This window comes from Sphingomonas oligoaromativorans (assembly GCF_011762195.1).
GTDB lineage: Bacteria > Pseudomonadota > Alphaproteobacteria > Sphingomonadales > Sphingomonadaceae > Solisphingomonas > Solisphingomonas oligoaromativorans.
Map to the genome: position 1 here is coordinate 40,562 of NZ_JAASQK010000009.1, position 20,020 is coordinate 60,581.

Below are 20,020 nucleotides of genomic sequence, written 5' to 3' on the forward strand. Positions count from 1 at the left end.
CCGGGAGGGAGGGGAGCAGGCCTTCAGGCGGCGCGCGTCGCCGCCGCGTAGAGCGCGATGGCGGCGGCATTGGAGATGTTGAGGCTCTCCATGCGCGGGCTGATCGGCAGCTTGGCCAGCGCATCGCAATGCGCCTCGGTGTTCTGCCGCATCCCCTCGCCCTCGGCGCCGAGCACCAGCGCCAGCTTGCCCGGCGCCATCGCGTCGGGCAGCAGCAGCTTGGCATGGCCGGTGAGGCCGACGCGCCAGTAACCGGCCTCGGCCATCTCCTCGAGCGCGCGGGCGAGGTTCACCACGCGAATCCACGGCATGATCTCCAGCGCGCCGGAGGCGGAGCGGGCCAGCGCCCCCGATTCGGGCGGCGAGTGCCGATCCTGCGTGACGATGCCGAGCGCGTCGAACGCCACCGCCGAGCGCAGCACCGCGCCGACATTGTGCGGGTCCGTCACCTGGTCGAGCACGAGGATCGGTCGCTTGTCGCCGGCGTCGGGTGCCATCTCGAACAGCTCGTCGAGCCAGCGGTCGGGCAGGGGATCGCATTCGAGGACGAGGCCCTGATGCGGCGCATCCGACGGCACCATGCGGCCGAGATCGGCCACCTCGGCATATTGGATGGTGAGCATCGACGGCGACAGGCCGAGCGAGGCGATCGCATCGTGCGTGCCCCACAATTTGCGGAGCGTCCGCTCGGGGTTGGCGAGGGCTGCGGTGACGGCGTGACGCCCCCACAGACGGATACGGCCGGACTGGGCGGCGGAGGGGCGATGACCTTTGCGCATGATGGCCGCGCTTTTCTCCGCTCATGCGTTGACAGGCAAGAGTTCATTCGCCAATAGGCGCGCCTCGCCCCGGCGTCAGCACGCTGGAAGGGTGGCCGAGTGGTTAAAGGCAGCAGACTGTAAATCTGCCCACGCAAGTGTACGCTGGTTCGAATCCAGCCCCTTCCACCACGCGCCGGGGCGATACCCATGCCACGGATATCAGCGCCTCAATGCGGCGTCACCACCTTCGCTCCTGGAAGGCTCTGGCCGAGGGCAATCGTTCCCTTCCGCTTCCGCTGCGGGCCGCGGCGCATTCCCATTTGCGCTTTCCGCCGATAGGTTCGCGCACACCAGAATAGGGGATATCGATGCGCCTTCTGCCCGCCTGCCTGTTCGCCGTGCTGCCCGCAGCCGCTCTCGCCGCCGCCTCGCCCGAGCCGGTGTTCAGCCCGCAGCGGCTTTCCGACCATATCAAGACGCTCTCGTCCGACGCCTTCGAGGGACGCGGCCCGGCGACGGCGGGCGAGGTGAAGACGGTCGCCTACATCACCCAGCAGATGAAGGCGGCGGGGCTCCAGCCCGGCGGCCCGCTCGTCAACGGCAAGCGCACCTGGACGCAGGACGTGCCGCTGCTCCGCTCCGAGATCGTCGGCCAGCCCGCCGTCTCGATCGGCGGGCAGGCGCTGACGCAGGGCAACGAGATCGCCATCCGCGCGCCGATGAACGGGCAGAAGACGGTCGACATCGCGGGCGCGCCGCTGGTCTTCGTCGGCTATGGCGTGAAGGCGCCCGAACGGAAGTGGGACGATTTCAAGGGCGTCGATCTGCACGGCAAGATCATGGTCGTGCTCGTCAACGATCCCGATTTCGAGACGGGCCAGGGCGATTTCGGCGGCAAGGCGATGACCTATTATGGCCGCTGGACCTATAAATATGAGGAAGGCGCGCGGCAGGGCGCGGCCGGCGTGCTGGTGATCCACGAGACGGAGCCCGCCTCCTATGGCTGGGCGACGGTCAAGAACTCGAACACCAATCCGCAGTTCGACATCGTGCGCAAGAACCCGGCCGCCGCCCACACCGCGATGGAAGCGTGGATCCAGCGCGACCTCGCCGTGCAGCTTTTCAAGGATTCCGGCCTCGATTTCGAGGCGCTGAAGAAGCAGGCGCAGACCCGCGATTTCAAGCCGGTGACGCTGAAGCCCACCTTGTCGGCCCGCTTCACCGCCGACACCGGCGTCATCACCTCGCACAATGTGCTGGGCCGCCTGCCGGGTGCCAGGCATCCGAACGAAACGGTGATGTACACCGGCCATTGGGATCATCTCGGCGTCGGCGCGCCGGATGCGAAGGGCGACCGCATCTATAACGGCGCCGTCGACAACGGCACCGGCATCGCCGAGCTGCTCGAGATCGGCCGCGCCTTCGCCGCCGCCCCGCGCACCGACCGCAGCCTCGTCTTCATGGCGGTGACGGCGGAGGAGAAGGGCCTGCTCGGCTCCGAATATTATGCCGCGAACCCGGTCTATCCGCTGGCGACGACGGCGGGCGTCATCAACATGGACGCGCTCTCGGTCGCGGGCCGCGCGCACGACTTCACCATCTCGGGCACCGCCAAGCTCGGCCTGCTCGACGATCTGATCGCCGAGGGCAAGAAGCAGGGCCGCACCTATACGCCCGATCCGCGCGTCGAGGCGGGCGGCTTCTATCGTTCGGACCATTTCTCGATGGCCAAGCGCGGCGTGCCGGCGATCAGCTTCGGCTCGGGGCGTGACCTGCTGAACGGCGGCGTCGAGCGCGGCAACCAGATCGCCCGCGACTATACCCGCGATCGCTACCACCAGCCCGCCGACGAATGGTCGGCCGACTGGGATCTCTCGGGCCTGGCCGAGGATGCGGACCTGCTCTACGATCTCGGTCGCGATCTGGCGAACTCGCGCCAGTGGCCCGACTGGTCGGCGGACAGCGAATTCCGCGCCGAGCGGGACAAGACGGCGGCGCAGCGCCGCTGATGGCAGCGATCGGCACCGGCCGCGACGAAGGGCTCAGTCGCGGCATCGGCACGTTCGGGCTGGCGGCGGCGACCGTGAACGCGGTCATCGGCGCCGGCATCTTCTCGCTGCCCGCCGGCATGGCGCGGGCGGCGGGGCCTTATGCGCTCGTCGCCTACCTGTTCTGCGCGGTGGCGATGGGGGCCGTGGTGCTGTGCTTCGCCGAAGCGGGCAGCCGGGTGCCGACCTCGGGCGGGCCTTATGGCTATGTCGAGCAGGCGTTCGGGCCGCTGCCGGGCTTCGTGATGGGCGTGCTGCTGTGGCTCGCCGCCGTGCTCGCCAGCGGCGGGATCGCGGCCGGGCTGGCCGATGCGCTGGCCCATTTCCTCCCCGTGCTGGGGGGAGCCCTGCCGCGGGCCGGGATCATCGTCGGCGTGCTGGGCGGGCTCACGCTGGTGAACCTCGCCGGCGCGCGCATCGCCTCGCGGTTGATCGCGGGGGCGACGGCGGTGAAGCTGCTGCCTTTGGCGCTGTTCGTGGGCGTGGGCCTGTTCTTCCTCGATCCGGCGAAGATCGGGGCGGGCGTCGCGCCCGACGCGGCGGGCGTGGGCCGCGCCGTGCTGCTGTCGCTGTTCGCCTTCCAGGGGATGGAGACGGCGCTTGGCGTCAGCGGCGAGGTCGCCAATCCGGCGCGCACCCTGCCGCGCGCGCTGATCGGGGCGATGGCCTTCGTGACCATCGCCTATGTCGCGATCCAGATGGTGGCGCAGGGGCTGCTGGGGGCCGGCCTCGGCGCTTCGAAAGCCCCGCTCGCGGACGGCATGGCGACGATCGACCCGCGCCTCGGCCTACTGCTGCTCGCCGGCACCGCGCTGTCGCTGGCGGCGTGGCTGGGGAGCGACATCCTCGGCGCGCCGCGCATGTTGTTCGCCTTCGCCCGCGACGGTTTCCTGCCGCGCGCGCTGGGTGAGGTGTCGGCGCGGAAAGTGCCGGCCAACGCCATCCTCGTCCACGCCGCCATCGCGATCACGCTGGCGGTGACGGGCACGTTCGAGGAACTGGTGGTGCTCTCCTCGCTGGCGGGTTGCGCGCTCTATATCGGCGGCTGTGCCGCGGTGTGGCGGCTCCGGCAACGCGACGTGGCGCTGGCGGGGACGCCGGTGCGCCTGCCCGCGCTCGGGCTGTGGGTGGTGCTCGGCATCGCGAGCATGGCCGCCTGTATCGCGCTGGCGAGCTGGACGGAGATCGGCGGCCTCTTCGCGGTGATCGCGGGGTCGGTGCTGCTCTATTGGGCGGTGCGCCGGCGCTAGGGCCGACAGGGGTGTAGCGGGCGCGGATGGAGCCGGACCGGTAGACAGGGCGCCAGCGCCCCGCCACCTCGGCTTCTGTCACGCCGCGAGAGTTCGGGGCTGTGCTGGCCCTCCTCCGCGCCCGCCGGGCGGCATTCCGCTCCTGCTGCGCGGGGACGTAACCGGCACCGCGAGGGCGGTCAAAACGACAACGATGTCACAATTCTGACGCTTTACACGTCCGCGCGATCAGTTGCAGGGAAGCAACAGGGTGCCCTCGACGACCGTCACGCAGTGCCCCGACAGGATCACCCGCTCGCCGTCGAGCCGGCAGCCGAGATGCCCGCCCCGTGCCGAGGCCTGCCAGGCGCTGAACTCCGGCCGGCCGAGCCTTTCCGCCCAATAGGGCGTCATCACCGCATGGGCCGAGCCGGTCACCGGATCCTCGTCGACGCCCCCGCCGGGCGCGAAGGCGCGGCTGACGATGTCGGTCTCGCGGCCTCGCGCCGAGACGATGGTGAGGATGTCGCCCCCCGCCGCCAGCGCCCGGAAATCGGGGGTGAGGCCGCGCACGATATCCTCATTCTCGACGATGACGAGCGCATAGCGATGCGGGTGCCACAATGTTTCCACCACCTCGTCGAGCCCCAGCGCGGCAACGATCGCGGGCAGCGGCCGGGGCTCGGGCTTCCACGCCGGCAGTGCGAGCTTGTAGCCGGCCCCGTCCCGCGCGACGGCGAGGATGCCCGCCTTTCGTGTGCGGAAGGTGACGCGGCTGCGGCAAGGCTCCGTGCCGAGGATGGCATGGCCCGAAGCGAGCGTGGCATGGCCGCACAGCGCAACCTCGGTCGTAGGCGTGAACCAGCGCAGCTCGAAATCGGCCTCCCCGGTGGCATCCGTCACGAGAAAGGCGGTTTCGGAGAGGTTGTTCTCCGCCGCGATGCGCTGGAGCGTCTCGTCCTCCAGCCAGCGGTCGAGCGGCATCACCGCCGCCGGATTGCCGGCGAACGGCCGATCCGTGAAGGCGTCTATCTGGAGGAAGGGCAACCTCATATCTCGCTCCTTTCCGCGATGGCCTTGGGCAGCGCGCCCTCCTGATCGACATGGCCGACGGGATCGGGGTGGATCAGCACCTCCAGCCCCGGAAAGGCCGCCGTCAGCCGCGTCTCGATATCCTCCATCACCATATGCGCGACGCCGATCGTCGTCTCGGCCGGGAAGGACATGTGGAACTGCGCGAAATCATGCGCGCCGCTGGTGCGGGTGCGCAGGTCGTGCATCCCCGCCATCGCCGGGATGGTGGCGGCGAGATCGAGGAAGGCGCGGCGCTTCTCCTCGGGCCATTCGCGGTCCATGAGTTGGTCGATGGCGTGGGTGGCCGACGTCCACGCCCCCCAGCCCAGCCACAGCGCGATCAGCAGGCCGAACAGCGCATCCACGCCGGTGAGCCCGGCATAGCGATCGAGCGCGAGCGCCAACACCACCGCGCCGTTGAGCGCCAGATCCGACTTGTAGTGGAGATGATCCGCCCCGATCGCGACCGAGCGGGTCCGCGCGATCACCGCACGCTGATAGGCGAGCAGCGCCAGCGTCGCGGCGGCCGCGACGATCGAGGCGACGATCCCGGCTTCGGGCGAGGCGGTCGGCGTCGCGTGCAGCAGCGCCATCACCGCGCGCGCCGCGATCGCCACGGCAGAGGCCGCGATCAGCGCCACCTGGAACAGCGCGGCGAGCGATTCGGCCTTGCCATGGCCGAAGCGGTGATGCTCGTCGGCGCGCTGGGCGGCGACATGGACGCCGTAGAGCGTCACCACCGAGGCGACGAGATCGAGGCCCGTGTCGGCCAGCGAGGCCAGCATCGCCACCGATCCGCTGACCAGCGCGGCATAGCCCTTGAGCCCGAGCAGCAGCGTCGCCACCCCCACGCTGGCGAGCGCCGCACGGCGGTTGAGGGTGCCCGTCTCCTGATCGGCGGTGCGGTTCATGGGTAGAGCAACCCCTCGTGCCAGCCGTCGGCGGTGCGCGTGAAGACGCGGCGTTCGTGCAGCCGGTGGGCGCGGTCGCTCCAGAACTCGATCCGCGCAGGGGTTACGCGATAGCCGCCCCAATGCGGTGGGCGGGGCACGTCGCGGCCCTCGAAGCGCGCCTGCTCGGCCTCGAAGCGCGCCTCGAAGGTGGCGCGATCCGCGAGCGGGCGGGACTGGTCGGATGCCCAGGCCCCGAGCTGCGAATCCCGGCCGCGCGAGGCGAAATAGGCATCGGCCTCCGCATCGGCGACGAGGCTCACCGGCCCTTCGATCCGCACCTGCCGGCGCCGGCTCTTCCAATGGAAGAGGAGAGCGGCCTTGGGGTTGGCGGTCAATTCGCCCGCCTTGCGGCTCTGCTGGTTGGTGTAGAAGACGAAACCGCGCGCATCATGGCCCTTGAGCAGCACCATGCGGACCGACGGCATCCCGTCTGCCCCGACGGTCGCAACCGCCATCGCGTTGGGATCGTTGGGTTCGCTCGTGCGGGCGTCTTCGAGCCAGGCGGCGAACAGGGCATGGGGATCGTCGGTCATGCGCTCCACATAGCGTTGACGGGCCTCTTGCGTTAGGCGTGGCGAGTCCACATCTCACTTGTTGCATTTGGGCAACAGTTGGTTACGGCGAGGACTGCGATACAGGTAGACAATGGCGGATCCCTATCAGACCCTGGGCGTGGCCCGAAATGCCGATGAAAAGGCGATCAAGTCGGCCTATCGCAAGCTCGCCAAGGAGCTTCATCCCGATCGCAATGCCGACAATCCCAAGGCGGCCGAACGCTTCTCGGCGGTGACGGCGGCCTATGACCTGCTGTCCGACAAGGACAAGCGCGCCCGCTTCGATCGCGGCGAGATCGATGGCGAGGGCAACCCCAAGTCACCCTTCGGCTTCGGCGCGGGGGCGGGCGGCGGCAACCCCTTCGGCGGGCGCGGCGGCTTCCGGCCGGGCGCTGGCCCCGGCGGCGCGGCGGGCTTCGAGGGCGAGAGCGGCGATTTCAGCAGCATCTTCGATGAGCTGTTCGGCGGTGGCGGCGGCCCCTTCGGCGGCCGTCGCCGTGGTGCTGCCCCGCAACAGAAGGGCGCGGACGTCGCCTATCGCCTCGCGGTGAGCTTCGAGGATGCGGCGGCGCTCCGCGCGCAGCGGGTAAGCCTGTCCAACGGCAAGACGATCGAGCTGAAGCTCCCCGCAGGCGTCGAGACGGGCACGCAGCGCCGTCTTCCCGGACAGGGCGAGCCCGGCCCCGGCGGCCCCGGCGACGCGATCGTCACCATCGAGGTGACGCCCCACCGCTTCTTCAGGCGCGAGGGCGACGATGTGCGGCTCGATCTGCCGGTGCGGCTCGACGAGGCGGTGCTCGGCGGCAAGGTGAAGGTGCCGACGGTGGACGGCCCGGTGATGGTGACGGTGCCCAAGGGCTCGACGTCGGGCAAGGTGCTCAGGCTCGGCGGCAAGGGCTTCCACCGCGCCACCGGCGGGCGCGGCGACCAGTTCGTCACGCTGCTGATCGATATCCCGTCGGGGGATGCCGAGCTGGAGAAGCTGGTCGACGAATGGCAGGGCGATCGCTCGCGCAACCCGCGCGCGGGGTTGGGCGTCTGACCCCTCGATGAAAGGCCTGTCCCCCGAAAGCCCCGAGGCCCGCGCCGCCCGCCTCGGCACGCTGGAGCGCGCGAAGGCGGGGTTCGGGGTGACGGGGCAGGCCTTCGAGGTGATCCGCCGCATCATCGTCGGCGTCTATTCGGACGGCTTCATCCATGCCGGCAACCTCGCTTATCTGACGCTGCTGACGCTTTTCCCCTTCTTCATCATCATGACGGCGCTGGCCCAGCTCCTGGGCCGCTCGGGCGATGGGGCGGAGGCGGTGAACTCTTTCCTGCGCGTGCTGCCGCACGGGGTGGCGGGGCTGCTCCGGCCGGCGATCGATTCGGTGCTGGCGGCGCGCACCGGGCCGCTGCTCTGGATGGGCGCGATCGTCGGGCTGTGGACGGTCGGCAGCTATATCGAGACGATCCGCGACATCCTGCGCCGCGCTTATGGCCTGCGCGCGAGCGGCGCCTTCTGGCACGCGCGGCTGGGATCGGTGGCGATCATCATCGTCGCGGTGATGCTGGTGATGGTGGCCTTCTCGATGCAGGTGGTGCTGACCGCCGCCGAGCAGTTCGTCTACCGGCTGCTGCCCTTCGCGCGGGAGGTGGCGGGGTGGATCGGCCTTTCCCGCCTCGTGCCGGGCGTGGTGATGTTCGGCGCGCTCTACATCCTGTTCTACACGCTGACGCCGAGCCGTTATCGTTTCTCGAACAGCCCGAAATGGCCCGGCGCGCTGTTCACCTCGATCTGGTGGCTGGCGACGACGGCGTTGCTGCCCGTCGTGCTCGGCCTGCTCGGCGGCTACAACCGCACTTATGGCAGCCTGGCGGGCGTCATCATCATGTTGTTCTTCTTCTGGCTGGTGGGGCTCGGCATGGTGATCGGCGCTCATGTGAACGCGGCACTGGCGGAATCGCCCTCGCCAAGCCTAAAGGAGGCGCCCAAAGAGACTGAGGAGGCATCATGGCCGGTCTGATGGAAGGCAAGCGCGGGCTCATCATGGGCCTTGCGAACGACAAGTCGCTGGCGTGGGGCATCGCGAAGATGCTGCGCGAGCACGGTGCGGAGCTTGCCTTCAGTTACCAGGGCGAGGCGCTGGAAAAGCGCGTCCGTCCGCTCGCCGAGCAACTGGGCTCGGATTTCCTGATCGATTGCGACGTGTCCGACATGGACGCACTCGATGCGGCGTTCGACACGCTGAAGGGCCGCTGGCCGACGATCGACTTCGTCGTCCACGCCATCGGCTTCTCGGACAAGACGCAGCTTCGCGGGAAATTCTACGACACCACGCTCGATAATTTCCTGATGACGATGAACATCTCGGCCTACTCGCTGGTGGCCGTCGCCAAGCGGGCGCGCGAGATGATGCCGAACGGCGGCTCGATCCTGACGCTCACTTACTACGGTGCCGAGAAGGTGATCCCGCATTACAACGTGATGGGCGTCGCCAAGGCCGCGCTGGAGACGAGCGTGAAATATCTCGCGGTCGATCTCGGCGCGGAGAAGATTCGCGTCAACGCGGTGTCGGCCGGCCCTATCCAGACGCTGGCCGCGCGCGGCATCGGCGACTTCAACTATATCCTGAAGTGGAACGAGCTGAACGCGCCGCTCAAGCGCACCGTCACCATCGAGGATGTCGGCGGATCGGGGCTCTACTTCCTGTCCGATCTGTCGGCGGGCGTGACGGGCGAGATCCATCATGTCGACGCCGGCTACAACGTCATCGGCATGAAGGCCGAGGACGCGCCTGACATGTCGCTCGTCTGATGAGCTGGAACAGCTTCGGCCGGGTCTTCCGGTTCACCACCTGGGGCGAGAGCCATGGTCCGGCGCTGGGCGCCGTGGTGGACGGCTGCCCGCCGGGGCTGCCTCTCGGCGAAGCGGATATCCAGCCCTGGCTGGACAAGCGCCGCCCCGGCACCTCGCGCTTCACCACGCAGCGGCAGGAGCCGGACCGGGTCCGTATCCTGTCGGGCGTGTTCGAGGGCAAGACCACCGGCACCCCGATCAGCCTCAGCATCGAGAATGTCGACCAGCGCTCCAAGGATTATTCCGAGGTGGCGCTGGCCTATCGCCCCGGCCATGCCGACTATGCCTATGACGCGAAGTACGGCTTCCGCGACTATCGCGGCGGCGGGCGCTCCTCGGCGCGCGAGACGGCGGCGCGGGTGGCCGCAGGGGCCGTGGCGCGCATCGCGATCCCGGAGGTCCGCATCCGGGGCTATCTGGTCGAGCTGGGCGGCGATCGCATCGATCCGGCCGCGTTCGACGCGGCGCAGATCGACGCCAACCCCTTCTTCTGCCCCGACGCGGCTGCCGCGGCGCGCTGGGAGGAGATCATGGACCGCACGCGCAAGGCCGGCTCTTCGGTCGGCGCGGTGGTCGAGTGCGTGGCCGAGGGCGTCCCCGCCGGCTGGGGCGCGCCGCTTTATGCCAAGCTCGACAGCGAACTCGCCTCGGCAATGATGAGCATCAATGCCGTGAAGGGCGTCGAGATCGGCGACGGTTTCGAGGCGGCGCGGCTGACCGGCGAGCGGAACGCCGATCCGATGCGCCCCGGCCCGGATGGCAAGCCCGTCTTCCTCGCCAACCATGCCGGCGGCATCGCGGGCGGCATCGCGACCGGGCAGCCGGTGGTCGTGCGCGTGGCGTTGAAGCCGACCAGCTCGATCCTCACCCCCGTCGAGACGATCACCCGCGAGGGCGAGGCGTCCGACATCCGCACCAAGGGCCGCCATGATCCGTGCGTCGGCATCCGGGCGGTCCCGGTGGTCGAGGCGATGATGGCGCTGGTGCTCGCCGACCAGAAATTGCTCCACCGCGCCCAGACGGGCCGCTGACACGACGAAAATCCGCCCGCTCCGACCAGCCGCTCCGGCCCGGCGGCGGGGCGTGGCACCGCCCGGATAGCGGCGCGTTCATGGTTAACCTCCGTCAGGAGAGACCATGAGGAGAGTAGGATGCGTAATGTTCTGATCGCCGCTGCGGCCATCGCTCTGATGCCGGCGGCGGCCTTCGCCCAGGTGACGGATCAGGGCGGAGCCCCCGGCGGGATGCAGGCTCCGCCGCCTTCGGGCACGACGGCGCCCAGCGGGGATATGAGCGCGACACCGCCCGCCACGGCCCCGGCCGGCGACCCCAGCGCCACCCAGGCTCCGGCCGGCGATCCATCGGCGGGCTCGGCCACGGGCGCCACCGATACCAGCGGCACGACGACCACCACGACGAAGACCAAGCACAAGCATAAGCCGAAATAAGCGCTTGGTGGCGGGCAGGCGGGTCTCCATGCCTGCCATGCAAGGAGGGCCGGAGCAGCGATGCTCCGGCCCTTTTTATGTCAGTCGGCGAAGGGATCGCGGACGAGGATGGTGTCGTCGCGCTCGGGGCTGGTGGAGACCAGCGCCACCGGGCAGCGGATCAGTTCTTCCACGCGGCGGATATATTTGATCGCGGCGGCCGGAAGTTCCGCCCAGCTCCGCGCGCCGGCGGTGGACTGGCTCCAGCCTTCGATCGTCTCGTAAATCGGCTCCACCGCCGCCTGATCGGAGGCGTGGGGCGGGAGATAGTCGTAATCGCGATCGCCGATGCGATAGCCGACGCAGATCCTGATCTCGTCGAAGCCGTCCAGAACGTCGAGCTTGGTGAGCGCGATGCCCGAGATGCCCGACACCGCCGCCGCCTGACGCACCAGCACCGAATCGAACCAGCCGCAGCGACGCTTGCGGCCGGTGACGGTGCCGAACTCGTGGCCGCGCGTGCCGAGGCGCTCGCCGATCTCGTTATCCTGCTCGGTCGGGAAAGGGCCGGAGCCGACGCGCGTGGTGTAGGCCTTGGCGATGCCGAGGACGAAGCCCGCGCCGCTGGGGCCGAGCCCGGAGCCATTGGCCGCCGTGCCCGCGATCGTGTTCGACGAGGTGACGAACGGATAGGTGCCATGGTCGACATCGAGCAGGATGCCCTGCGCGCCTTCGAACAGGATGCGCTTGCCGGCCTGCTTGGCGTCGTTGAGCGACACCCACACCGGCTTCGCATAGGGCAGCACGACGTCGGCGATCTCGCGCAGGTCCGCCAAGAGCCGCTCGCGGTCGATCGGCGGCTCGCCGAAGCCGGCGCGCAGCGCGTCGTGGTGCGCGCACAGGCGCTCGATCTGCGGGCCGAGCGCGTCGAGATGGGCAAGATCGCACACGCGGATCGCGCGACGGCCGACCTTGTCCTCATAGGCCGGGCCGATGCCGCGGCGCGTGGTGCCGATCTTGCCGGCGCCGCTCGCATCCTCGCGCAGGCCGTCGAGGTCGCGGTGGAAGGGGAGGATCAGCGGGCAGGTCTCGGCGATGTGGAGATTGTCCGGCGTGATGGTGACGCCCTGGCCGCGCAGCTTGGCGATCTCGTCGCGCAGATGCCACGGATCGAGCACCACGCCATTGCCGATCACCGACAGCGTGCCGCGCACGATGCCCGAGGGAAGCAGCGAGAGCTTGTAGACATTCTCGCCCACGACGAGCGTGTGGCCGGCATTGTGGCCGCCCTGGAAGCGGACGACGACCTCGGCCCGCTCGGAGAGCCAGTCGACGATCTTGCCCTTGCCCTCATCGCCCCACTGGGCGCCGACGACGGTGACGTTGGCCATGTTAGTTTCCTAGCGATTGGAGGGCGTTCGTCGCCCAGATATGGGTGCAGCCGAGCGCAGCGGCGTCATCGGCATCGGAGAGGGCGGCGACGGTGGCATAGCCATCGGCCCGAAGGCGCGCGGCGGTGGCGTCGTCAGTACCGAGCGGCAGGAACACGCGGTCGCGGCCTTCCGGGGCCACGCCCGCGTCGACGATCGGATCGAGATAGAGCGAGAAGCCGACCGCCGGCTCCTCATGCCCGTCCGGGTGGACGATCGAATAGGAGCCGCCGCGCCCGACCTCGCCGCGCACGCCCTCGGCGAACAGCGAGAAGCCGATCCAGCTCTGATATTCGAAGCCGTGACGCTCGGTCGGATCGAGGGTGAGCGTCGCGCGGTCGCCGATCGCGGCGGCGATGGCGCGCACGCCGTCGAGCCGCGAGGCGAGCAGCCCGCCGACATCGAGGGCCGCGAGTTGGGCGGTCGCCGTATCGACCGGGCCGGCCGCCTCGATCAGCGGCAGATAGGCTTCGGCACCGAGCGCCGCGAGCGCGCCGGCGTCCTTGCCGTCGAGTTCGTGGATGACCGCTTCGATATCGGCGACCGGCATCGGCCCGGCGGCGAGCAGCGGCACCAGATCGGGCAGCGTGAGATCGACCGACAGCCCGGTGGCCCCGGCGGTGGTGAGCGCGTCGAGCGCCACGCGGATCGCCTCGATCACGGCCGCGACCGAATCGGTGCCGACGATTTCGGCGCCGGCCTGGCACATCTCGCGCTCGGGGCGGAGCTGGGTGCCGCGCACCTTGAGCACCTGTCCCGCATAGCACAGGCGCAGCGGGCGCGGCCGGTGGGCGAGGCGGGTGACCGCGATGCGGCCGACCTGCGCGGTGATGTCGGGGCGGAGCGCCAGCGTGCGCTGCGAGATCGGATCGATCACGCGCAGCAGGTCTGTCGATCGCGAGGATTTGAGCCGGCCGAGCAACGTCGCCTCGAACTCCGCCAGCGGCGGGTCGACACGGGCATAGCCGTTCAGTTCGGTGGTCTGGAGCACGGCTCCACGGACGCGGCCGAGCGCTTCGGCCTCCGGCGGCAGCCGGTCGCGCAGCCCTTCGGGCAGGAGGGAGGGTGAGGTCATCGCGTGAGCCCCTTTAGCGTGGTTTGGCCGCGATGCCAGTCTTACCGGCCCGCCCCGGTCGGAGAGGCGGGCCGGCTGTTGCATCAGAACGTCAGCGCCTTGACGGTCTTCACGCCCGGAAGCGTCTGCACCTTGGCGAGCAGCGGCTCCCCGACGGCGGTGTCGACCGAGAGCAACAGCACCGCTTCGCCACCCGCCGCGCGGCGGCCGAGGTGGAAGGTGCCGATGTTGACGCCCGCCTCGCCCAGCGTCGTGCCGAGGCGGCCGATGAAGCCCGGCGCGTCCTCGTTGACGATGTAGAGCATCGGGCCGTCGAGATCGGCCTCCACCTTGATGCCGAAGATCTCGGTGAGGCGGGGCGAGGCATTGCCGAACAGCGTGCCCGCGACCGATTTCTGGCCGTTGGCCGTGTCGACGGTCACGCGGACCAGCGTGTGATAGTCGCCCTCGCGATCATGGCGCACCTCGCGCACGTCGAGCCCGCGCTCCTTGGCGAGCGTCGGCGCGTTGACCATGTTCACCGTGTCCGAATAGACGCGCATCAGCCCGGCCAGCACCGCGCCGGTGATCGGCTTCTGGTTGAGCTCGGCGGCGGCGCCCTCGACCTCGATCGCCACGCCCTTGATCGCGTCGCCCTCGAGCTGGCCGATCAGCGAGCCGAGATTCTCGGCGAGCGCCATGTACGGCTTGAGCTTGGGCGCTTCCTCGGCCGACAGGCTCGGCATGTTGAGCGCGTTGGTGACGCCGCCCGAGACGAGGAAGTCGGCCATCTGCTCGGCCACCTGGATCGCGACATTGACCTGCGCCTCGGTCGTGGAGGCGCCGAGATGCGGCGTCGAGATGAAGTTGGGCGTGCCGAACAGCGGCGATTCCTTGGCCGGCTCGGTGACGAACACGTCGAGCGCGGCCCCGGCGATGTGGCCCGAATCGAGCCCCGCCTTCAGCGCCGCCTCGTCGATCAGCCCGCCGCGCGCACAGTTGACGATGCGCACGCCCTTCTTGGTCTTGGCGAGATTCTCGGCCGAGAGGATGTTGCGCGTCTGGTCGGTGAGCGGGGTGTGCAGCGTGATGAAGTCGGCCTTGGCCAGCAGCTCGTCGAGCGTCGCCTTGGTGACGCCCAGCTCCACGGCGCGCTCTTCGGTGAGGAAGGGGTCGTAAGCCACAACCTTCATGCGCAGGCCGAGCGCGCGATCTGCGACGATCGAGCCGATATTGCCCGCGCCGATCAGGCCGAGCGTCTTGCCCGTCACCTCGACGCCCATGAAGCGGTTCTTCTCCCACTTGCCGGCCTGGGTCGACTTGTCGGCTTCGGGCAGGTCGCGGGCGAGCGCGAACATGAGCGCAATGGCGTGCTCGGCGGTGGTGATCGAGTTGCCGAACGGGGTGTTCATCACCACCACGCCGGCCGCCGAGGCGGCGGGGATGTCGACGTTATCCACGCCGATGCCGGCGCGGCCGACGACCTTGAGGTTCTTCGCGTGGGCGAGGATGTCCTTCGTCACCTTGGTGGAGGAGCGGATGGCGAGGCCGTCATAGTCGCCGATGATCGCCTTCAACTCGTCCGGCGTCTTGCCGGTGATCTCGTCCACCTCGACCCCGCGCTCGCGGAAGATCTGGGCGGCCTTGGGGTCCATCTTGTCGGAAATCAGAACTTTAGCCATGTCGATGCCCTTTGCTTCGTCATCCCGGCGAATGCCGGGATCCAGAGCCGCACACGCAGCGCCTGATGCCCTGGACCCCGGCCTTCGCCGGGGTGACGGGAATGGAAGAAGAGGTTCAGCCCGCCTTGGCGCTCGCGAAGGCCCAGTCGAGCCACGGCCCGAGCGCCTCGATGTCGGCCGTCTCGACGGTCGCGCCGCACCAGATGCGAAGCCCCGGAGGAGCGTCGCGATACGAGCCGAGATCGTAGGCGGCGTCCTCGGCCTCGAGCTTCGACACCATCTTCTTCTCGATCGCGGTCAGGCCGTCATCGTCGAGGCCCTTCACCGCATCGCCCGCGAACTTGAGGCAGACGCTGGTGTTCGAGCGCACCGAGGCATCAGCCGCGAGATGATCGAGCCAGTCGCGCTCCGCCACGATCTTGTCGAGCGCCGCGGCGTTGGCGTCGGCGCGCGCGATCAGGCCCGAGAGCCCGCCCAGCGACAGCGCCCATTCCAGCGAGTGGATATAGTCCTCCACCGCCAGCATCGACGGCGTGTTGATCGTCTCGCCCTTGAAGACGCCTTCGGAGAGCTTGCCCTTGGCGGTCAGGCGGAAGACCTTGGGGATCGGCCAGCTCGGCGTGTAGGTCTCCAGCCGCTCGACCGCGCGCGGCGAGAGGATGATGACGCCATGCGCGCCCTCGCCGCCCAGCACCTTCTGCCAGGAGAAGGTGACGACATCGAGCTTCTCGATCGGCACGTCCTGCGCGAACACCGCCGAGGTGGCGTCGCAGATCAGCAGGCCTTCGCGGTCGTCCCTGATCCAGTCGCCGTTCGGCACGCGCACGCCCGAGGTGGTGCCGTTCCAGGTGAAGACGACGTCGCTGTCCTGATCGATCGCGGCGAGGTCCGGCAGCTCGCCATAGGGCGCCTTGACGACCGTCGGATCGAGCTTGAGCTGCTTGGCGGCATCGGTGACCCAACCTTCACCGAAGCTCTCCCAGGCCACCGTGGTCACGGGGCGGGCACCGAGCATCGTCCACATCGCCATCTCGACCGCGCCGGTATCCGAACCGGGGACGATGCCGATGCGGTGCGTATCGGGCACCTGAAGAATCTTGCGGGTCAGCTCGATCGCGTAGGCGAGGCGGCTCTTGCCGAGCTTCGAGCGGTGCGAACGGCCGAGCGAGGCGTGCGGCAGGTTCGCGGCTTCCCAGCCCGGAGGCTTGGCGCAGGGGCCGGAAGAGAAGAAGGGACGCGCCGGCTTGGGCGCTGTCGGATGTTCAACGGGCGCAAGAGTGGCGTCCGCACGCAACGTATCAGTCATATAGACTCTCCTCACAGAGAGCACGCGCCGCGTTGGGACGGCGTGGCCCGCCGTCGCCTTTAGAGGCGCGGGCGGGGGAGTCAACCGCGTAAATATGTCGCATCGATCGTTCGAGGCGACATTTCCTTTCGGCGGCGCCGTCCGTGCGGCGAAATGAGCCGGGAGGATGCGAGGGGGAGATGACCCCGTTCCCCCGGCCGATTAGGCTGGCGGGGCGGAGGGTAGCCTATGCGTCGTTTGCGTTCGGTTCCGGCCTTGGGGGCGGCTGCCCTGCTCCTCGTTTCGTGCGTGCCGCAGAAGCGGCCGCCGGCGCGCGGGCCGGTGCGATATCGCCCGCCGCCCGAGCGCCCGGCCTATGACGCCGCGGCACGGCGCCAGTGCCTGAGCCAACTCTCCGCCGACGGCGCGCGATACAGCGTGCTGCCCGATCGGGTGTTCGGCGGCGGCTGCTCGGCGATCGGCACGGTGCAGCTTTCGGACATAGGGATGCCCGTCACCAATCTCGGCGCGATGACATGCCCGCTCGCCGACGCCTTCACCCGCTGGACCCGCGACGCGACGCAGAAGGCGGCCGAGGCGTGGCTCTCCTCGCCGGTGGTCAAGATCGAGAGCTTCGGCACCTATAGTTGCCGGCCGATCAACAATGTCGAGGGCAACAAGCTCTCCGAACATGGCCTGTCCGACGCGGTGGACATCTCGGGCTTCGTGCTGGCCAATGGGCGACGGATCACCGTGCTCAACGACTGGAACGGGCCGGACGAATATGCCCGCAACTTCCTGCGCGCGGTGCATGACGCGGCGTGCCGGCGCTTCCATATCGTGCTCGGGCCGGACGCCAATGCGCTCCACCGCAACCACCTGCATTTCGACATGGGGCCGGGCACCTATTGCCGCTGAAATCTTCCCACGGTCATGAAGGACGGCTAAACCCCCGCCAATGAACGATCAGAACCGCACTCCGGCCGGCGACAAGGCCGGCGTTCCCAAGCGCATCTTCGCTCCCGCCAAGACCGAGGCGAAGACCGCCCGCGAAGCGGTGGTGACGCCGCAGACGGAAGATCCTTCCTACCGCCTCGCCTTCCAGGACGACGAGTTCCTGCTGCGCGAGGATCTGCGCCCGGTGCGCTTCCAGCTCGAACTGCTCAAGACCCAGGTGATCCTCGACGAGGCCGACATCGCCTCCACCTTCGTGTTCTACGGCTCGGCGCGCATCCCCGAGCCCGAACGGGCGAAGATGCTGGTCGATGCCGCCAAGACCCCCGAGCAGCGCCGCATCGCCGAGCGCCTCGCATCGAACGCCCATTATTACGACGAGGCCCGCAAGCTCGCCCGGATCGCCAGCCGTGTCGCGCCCGACGCCGACGGCAAGCGCCAGTTCGTGGTCTGCTCGGGCGGCGGCCCCTCGATCATGGAGGCCGCGAATCGCGGCGCGCGCGACGTCGGCGCGGATACGATCGGCCTCAACATCGTGCTGCCGCACGAGCAGGCGCCGAACCCCTATGTCACGCCGCACCTCTCGATGCGCTTCCACTATTTCGCGCTCAGGAAGATGCACTTCCTGCTGCACGCCCGCGCGGTGGCGGTGTTCCCCGGCGGCTTCGGCACGTTCGACGAGTTCTTCGAGCTGCTCACCCTGATCCAGACGGGCAAGACCTCGCCGCTGCCGATCCTGCTGTTCGGCCGCGAGTTCTGGGAGACGGTGGTCAACTGGCGCGCGCTCGCCGACTATGGCGTGATCGCGCCGCAGGATCTCGACCTGTTCCGCTTCGTCGAGACGGCGGAAGAGGCGTGGGAGATCGTCCGCGACTATTACGACATGCCGGACGTGGTCGCGGCCGAGTAAGCGACGGACGCGCTTCCGGGTGGCCCCCGGAAGCGCCGCCCGTACGGTTACTTCTTCTGCTGGGCCTCGTTGCCCGTCACGCCCGGCGCCGCATTGCCGCCGACCGCACCCTTGGGATTGGCGGCGGCCTGCGCCTCGGTGATGACCGGCTGCTTCTTGGCGCCCTCGCCGGCGCTGTTCTCGCCCGGCTTGGCGGCGGCGGCGGTGCCCGCGGCGGCGGCCGGAGCGGCGGCGGGCGCCGTCGGCAACGGCTTGGGCGCATCGCTTTGCGTGTTGAGATAGGCGATCACGTTCGCCCGGTCCTGCGGGTTGGAGAGGCCGGCGAAGGTCATCTTGGTGCCGGGCGCGAAGTCCTTGGGGCTCTTCAGCCACTGGCCGAGCGTATCCCAGTCCCACGCGCCGGGCTTGCCTTTCAGCGCGTCGGAATAGGCGAAGCCCGCCTCGGTCGCGCGGGGGCGCCCGACGACATCCCAGAGCTGCGGGCCGATGCCGTTGGGGCCGCCCTTCTGGTCGGTGTGGCAGGCGCCGCACTTCTTGAAGACGTCCGCGCCCTTCGCCGGGTCCGCCTTGGCGAGATAGGCTTCGATGGGCTGTTCGGCGGGAGCGGCTTCGGCGCCGGCTTCCTGTTCGACGCCCTCGACGGTGTAGCCCATCTTCTCAGGTCGCTCGGCGTGAAAATATTCACCCGTGACAACTGTCAGACCAAGCGCGGCAATACCCGCGGCAAGTACCCAGCCGGCGATCGTGTTGGTCCGGTCGTCCATGCCCCGCAACACTCCCCTTTTTTACGCCTATTCTGGCGGCTTATGTCCAGCGCCGTTACAGGCGCGATACAGGCAGCCAATGCATAGAATCGCCAACCGGGCTGCGCAAGCGCGCTTGCAGCCACCACCGGACAGCGCGTAGTCGCGGCTTTACATGCAGACCTATCCCGCCCCCGCCGCCGTCCTCGTCGACACGATGGCCGCCGCCGCCGCCGCCGATCCCGCCCGCGCCGTCGCCTTTCAGGGCGCGCCGGGCGCCAATTCGCATATCGCGGTGGGAGAGGCCTTTCCCGACGCGCTGCCGCTGCCCTGCTTCGGCTTCGAGGATGCGATCGACGCGGTGCGCGAAGGGCGGGCCGAGCGCGCGCTGATCCCGATCGAGAATTCGCTGCACGGCCGCGTCGCCGACATGCACTTCCTGCTGCCGGAGAGCGGGCTCACCATCATCGGCGAGCATTTCCTGCCGATCCGCCACTGCCTGCTGGGTTCGGGCACGCTCGGCGAGGTGGAGGAGGCGATGAGCCACCCGCAGGCGCTGGGCCAGTGCCGCCACTGGCTGCGCGGGAATGGCATCCGGGCGATACCCTTCCCGGACACCGCCGCCGCCGCCGCCGCCGTGGTGGAGATGGGCGCGCCCGCCCGGCTTGGGGCGCTGGCGCCGCGTCTGGCGGCCGAACTCTACGGCCTGCCGATTCTCGCCGAGGGCATCGCCGACGAGGAGGACAACACCACCCGCTTCCTCGCGCTGGCGCTCGAAGCGCCCGAGGAGCTGGGCAGCGGCCCCTATATGACGACGCTGATGTTCCAGGTGAAGAACGTCCCCGCCGCGCTGTTCAAGGCGCTGGGCGGCTTCGCCACCAACGGCGTCAACATGACCAAGCTGGAGAGCTACCAGCGCGGCGGCGCCTTCCAGGCGACCGAGTTCTACGCGGATATCGAGGGCCATCCCGACGAGCCGGGCGTCGCCCGCGCGCTGGAGGAACTGGCCTTCTATTCGCGCTGGGTGCGTATCCTCGGCACCTATCGCAAGGCGCGCAACCGCGACCTCTAGGGCGG

Annotated in this window: 19 protein-coding genes and 1 tRNA gene; 11 read left to right on the forward strand and 9 right to left on the reverse strand. The window is 69.2% G+C overall.

Annotated elements, in window-relative coordinates; translation table 11 throughout:
• Window positions 1-23 precede the first annotated feature (23 nt).
• A complete protein-coding gene (locus FHS98_RS15970; protein WP_167107390.1) occupies window positions 24-779 on the reverse strand; it encodes a TrmH family RNA methyltransferase in 756 nt (251 codons plus the stop codon).
• Between the two features lie 85 nt (window positions 780-864).
• On the opposite strand from FHS98_RS15970, the gene FHS98_RS15975 reads away from it, so the two are divergent.
• From FHS98_RS15975 to FHS98_RS15985, 3 genes are all read left to right on the forward strand, one after another.
• Window positions 865-950: transfer RNA gene (locus FHS98_RS15975), tRNA-Tyr, on the forward strand.
• Between the two features lie 179 nt (window positions 951-1,129).
• Window positions 1,130-2,770 carry a M28 family metallopeptidase gene (locus FHS98_RS15980; RefSeq protein WP_167107393.1) on the forward strand — a complete coding sequence of 547 codons (1,641 nt, stop codon included), beginning with the start codon at window positions 1,130-1,132 and terminating at the stop codon, window positions 2,768-2,770.
• Window positions 2,770-4,059 carry an APC family permease gene (locus FHS98_RS15985; RefSeq protein WP_167107396.1) on the forward strand — a complete coding sequence of 430 codons (1,290 nt, stop codon included), beginning with the start codon at window positions 2,770-2,772 and terminating at the stop codon, window positions 4,057-4,059. The genes FHS98_RS15980 and FHS98_RS15985 overlap by 1 nt, the downstream gene beginning before the upstream one ends.
• A 228-nt stretch (window positions 4,060-4,287) precedes the next feature.
• Here FHS98_RS15985 and FHS98_RS15990 read toward each other — a convergent pair whose 3' ends face one another.
• The 3 genes from FHS98_RS15990 to pdxH are packed head-to-tail and all read right to left on the reverse strand — an operon-like array spanning window position 4,288 to window position 6,598.
• A complete protein-coding gene (locus FHS98_RS15990; protein WP_167107399.1) occupies window positions 4,288-5,091 on the reverse strand; it encodes a PhzF family phenazine biosynthesis protein in 804 nt (267 codons plus the stop codon).
• Entirely contained in the window at window positions 5,088-6,023 is a 936-nt protein-coding gene (locus tag FHS98_RS15995; RefSeq protein ID WP_167107402.1) for a cation diffusion facilitator family transporter, read from the reverse strand. Before FHS98_RS15995 ends, FHS98_RS15990 begins: the two co-directional genes overlap by 4 nt.
• Window positions 6,020-6,598 carry a pyridoxamine 5'-phosphate oxidase gene (pdxH, locus tag FHS98_RS16000; RefSeq protein WP_167107405.1) on the reverse strand — a complete coding sequence of 193 codons (579 nt, stop codon included), beginning with the start codon at window positions 6,596-6,598 and terminating at the stop codon, window positions 6,020-6,022. The genes FHS98_RS15995 and pdxH overlap by 4 nt, the downstream gene beginning before the upstream one ends.
• 112 nt (window positions 6,599-6,710) lie before the next feature.
• Here pdxH and FHS98_RS16005 point away from each other — a divergent pair, with 112 nt between their 5' ends.
• From FHS98_RS16005 to FHS98_RS16025, 5 genes are all read left to right on the forward strand, one after another.
• Complete coding sequence (locus FHS98_RS16005) at window positions 6,711-7,661, forward strand: DnaJ C-terminal domain-containing protein (protein ID WP_167107408.1); 951 nt, start codon at window positions 6,711-6,713, stop codon at window positions 7,659-7,661.
• A 7-nt stretch (window positions 7,662-7,668) separates the two neighbouring features.
• On the forward strand, window positions 7,669-8,625 hold the full coding sequence (locus FHS98_RS16010) for a YihY/virulence factor BrkB family protein (RefSeq protein WP_167107410.1): 957 nt from the start codon (window positions 7,669-7,671) through the stop codon (window positions 8,623-8,625).
• Window positions 8,613-9,416, forward strand: coding sequence for an enoyl-ACP reductase FabI (gene fabI, locus FHS98_RS16015; protein WP_167107413.1), 804 nt, complete (start codon window positions 8,613-8,615; stop codon window positions 9,414-9,416). The genes FHS98_RS16010 and fabI overlap by 13 nt, the downstream gene beginning before the upstream one ends.
• Window positions 9,416-10,489 carry a chorismate synthase gene (aroC, locus tag FHS98_RS16020; RefSeq protein ID WP_167107416.1) on the forward strand — a complete coding sequence of 358 codons (1,074 nt, stop codon included), beginning with the start codon at window positions 9,416-9,418 and terminating at the stop codon, window positions 10,487-10,489. The genes fabI and aroC overlap by 1 nt, the downstream gene beginning before the upstream one ends.
• Before the next feature lie 120 nt (window positions 10,490-10,609).
• Window positions 10,610-10,906, forward strand: coding sequence for a hypothetical protein (locus tag FHS98_RS16025; protein WP_167107419.1), 297 nt, complete (start codon window positions 10,610-10,612; stop codon window positions 10,904-10,906).
• Window positions 10,907-10,986: 80 nt separating this feature from the next.
• Here the strand turns inward: FHS98_RS16025 and FHS98_RS16030 are convergent, their stop codons facing one another.
• From FHS98_RS16030 to FHS98_RS16045, 4 genes are all read right to left on the reverse strand, one after another.
• Entirely contained in the window at window positions 10,987-12,276 is a 1,290-nt protein-coding gene (locus FHS98_RS16030) for an adenylosuccinate synthase (protein ID WP_167107422.1), read from the reverse strand.
• A gap of 1 nt (window position 12,277) precedes the next feature.
• Window positions 12,278-13,390, reverse strand: a complete 1,113-nt coding sequence (locus FHS98_RS16035) for an ATP phosphoribosyltransferase regulatory subunit (protein ID WP_167107425.1) — start codon at window positions 13,388-13,390, stop codon at window positions 12,278-12,280.
• 83 nt (window positions 13,391-13,473) lie between these two features.
• A complete protein-coding gene (gene serA, locus FHS98_RS16040; protein ID WP_167107428.1) occupies window positions 13,474-15,051 on the reverse strand; it encodes a phosphoglycerate dehydrogenase in 1,578 nt (525 codons plus the stop codon).
• Window positions 15,052-15,166: 115 nt separating this feature from the next.
• Window positions 15,167-16,357: a phosphoserine transaminase gene (locus FHS98_RS16045; protein WP_167107431.1), complete on the reverse strand. Its 1,191-nt coding sequence runs from the start codon at window positions 16,355-16,357 to the stop codon at window positions 15,167-15,169.
• Between the two features lie 228 nt (window positions 16,358-16,585).
• Here FHS98_RS16045 and FHS98_RS16050 point away from each other — a divergent pair, with 228 nt between their 5' ends.
• Window positions 16,586-17,254: an extensin family protein gene (locus FHS98_RS16050; RefSeq protein ID WP_167107434.1), complete on the forward strand. Its 669-nt coding sequence runs from the start codon at window positions 16,586-16,588 to the stop codon at window positions 17,252-17,254.
• A gap of 40 nt (window positions 17,255-17,294) precedes the next feature.
• Window positions 17,295-18,200, forward strand: coding sequence for an LOG family protein (locus FHS98_RS16055; RefSeq protein WP_167107437.1), 906 nt, complete (start codon window positions 17,295-17,297; stop codon window positions 18,198-18,200).
• 47 nt (window positions 18,201-18,247) lie between these two features.
• Here FHS98_RS16055 and FHS98_RS16060 read toward each other — a convergent pair whose 3' ends face one another.
• Window positions 18,248-18,964, reverse strand: a complete 717-nt coding sequence (locus FHS98_RS16060; RefSeq protein ID WP_167107440.1) for a c-type cytochrome — start codon at window positions 18,962-18,964, stop codon at window positions 18,248-18,250.
• A gap of 154 nt (window positions 18,965-19,118) precedes the next feature.
• On the opposite strand from FHS98_RS16060, the gene FHS98_RS16065 reads away from it, so the two are divergent.
• On the forward strand, window positions 19,119-20,015 hold the full coding sequence (locus FHS98_RS16065; RefSeq protein WP_167107443.1) for a prephenate dehydratase: 897 nt from the start codon (window positions 19,119-19,121) through the stop codon (window positions 20,013-20,015).
• Window positions 20,016-20,020: the final 5 nt, after the last annotated feature.

Coding starts and splice junctions, on each gene's coding strand:
- FHS98_RS15995 (WP_167107402.1), bottom strand. CDS start 6,023: ATGAACCGCACCGCCGATCAGGAGACGGGCACCCTCAACCGCCGTGCG.
- FHS98_RS16010 (WP_167107410.1), top strand. CDS start 7,669: ATGAAAGGCCTGTCCCCCGAAAGCCCCGAGGCCCGCGCCGCCCGCCTC.
- FHS98_RS15990 (WP_167107399.1), bottom strand. CDS start 5,091: ATGAGGTTGCCCTTCCTCCAGATAGACGCCTTCACGGATCGGCCGTTC.
- FHS98_RS16025 (WP_167107419.1), top strand. CDS start 10,610: ATGCGTAATGTTCTGATCGCCGCTGCGGCCATCGCTCTGATGCCGGCG.
- aroC (WP_167107416.1), top strand. CDS start 9,416: ATGAGCTGGAACAGCTTCGGCCGGGTCTTCCGGTTCACCACCTGGGGC.
- FHS98_RS15985 (WP_167107396.1), top strand. CDS start 2,770: ATGGCAGCGATCGGCACCGGCCGCGACGAAGGGCTCAGTCGCGGCATC.
- FHS98_RS16045 (WP_167107431.1), bottom strand. CDS start 16,357: ATGACTGATACGTTGCGTGCGGACGCCACTCTTGCGCCCGTTGAACAT.
- FHS98_RS16055 (WP_167107437.1), top strand. CDS start 17,295: ATGAACGATCAGAACCGCACTCCGGCCGGCGACAAGGCCGGCGTTCCC.
- FHS98_RS16050 (WP_167107434.1), top strand. CDS start 16,586: ATGCGTCGTTTGCGTTCGGTTCCGGCCTTGGGGGCGGCTGCCCTGCTC.
- FHS98_RS16065 (WP_167107443.1), top strand. CDS start 19,119: ATGCAGACCTATCCCGCCCCCGCCGCCGTCCTCGTCGACACGATGGCC.
- FHS98_RS15970 (WP_167107390.1), bottom strand. CDS start 779: ATGCGCAAAGGTCATCGCCCCTCCGCCGCCCAGTCCGGCCGTATCCGT.
- FHS98_RS16030 (WP_167107422.1), bottom strand. CDS start 12,276: ATGGCCAACGTCACCGTCGTCGGCGCCCAGTGGGGCGATGAGGGCAAG.
- FHS98_RS16005 (WP_167107408.1), top strand. CDS start 6,711: ATGGCGGATCCCTATCAGACCCTGGGCGTGGCCCGAAATGCCGATGAA.
- fabI (WP_167107413.1), top strand. CDS start 8,613: ATGGCCGGTCTGATGGAAGGCAAGCGCGGGCTCATCATGGGCCTTGCG.
- FHS98_RS16060 (WP_167107440.1), bottom strand. CDS start 18,964: ATGGACGACCGGACCAACACGATCGCCGGCTGGGTACTTGCCGCGGGT.
- serA (WP_167107428.1), bottom strand. CDS start 15,051: ATGGCTAAAGTTCTGATTTCCGACAAGATGGACCCCAAGGCCGCCCAG.
- pdxH (WP_167107405.1), bottom strand. CDS start 6,598: ATGACCGACGATCCCCATGCCCTGTTCGCCGCCTGGCTCGAAGACGCC.
- FHS98_RS16035 (WP_167107425.1), bottom strand. CDS start 13,390: ATGACCTCACCCTCCCTCCTGCCCGAAGGGCTGCGCGACCGGCTGCCG.
- FHS98_RS15980 (WP_167107393.1), top strand. CDS start 1,130: ATGCGCCTTCTGCCCGCCTGCCTGTTCGCCGTGCTGCCCGCAGCCGCT.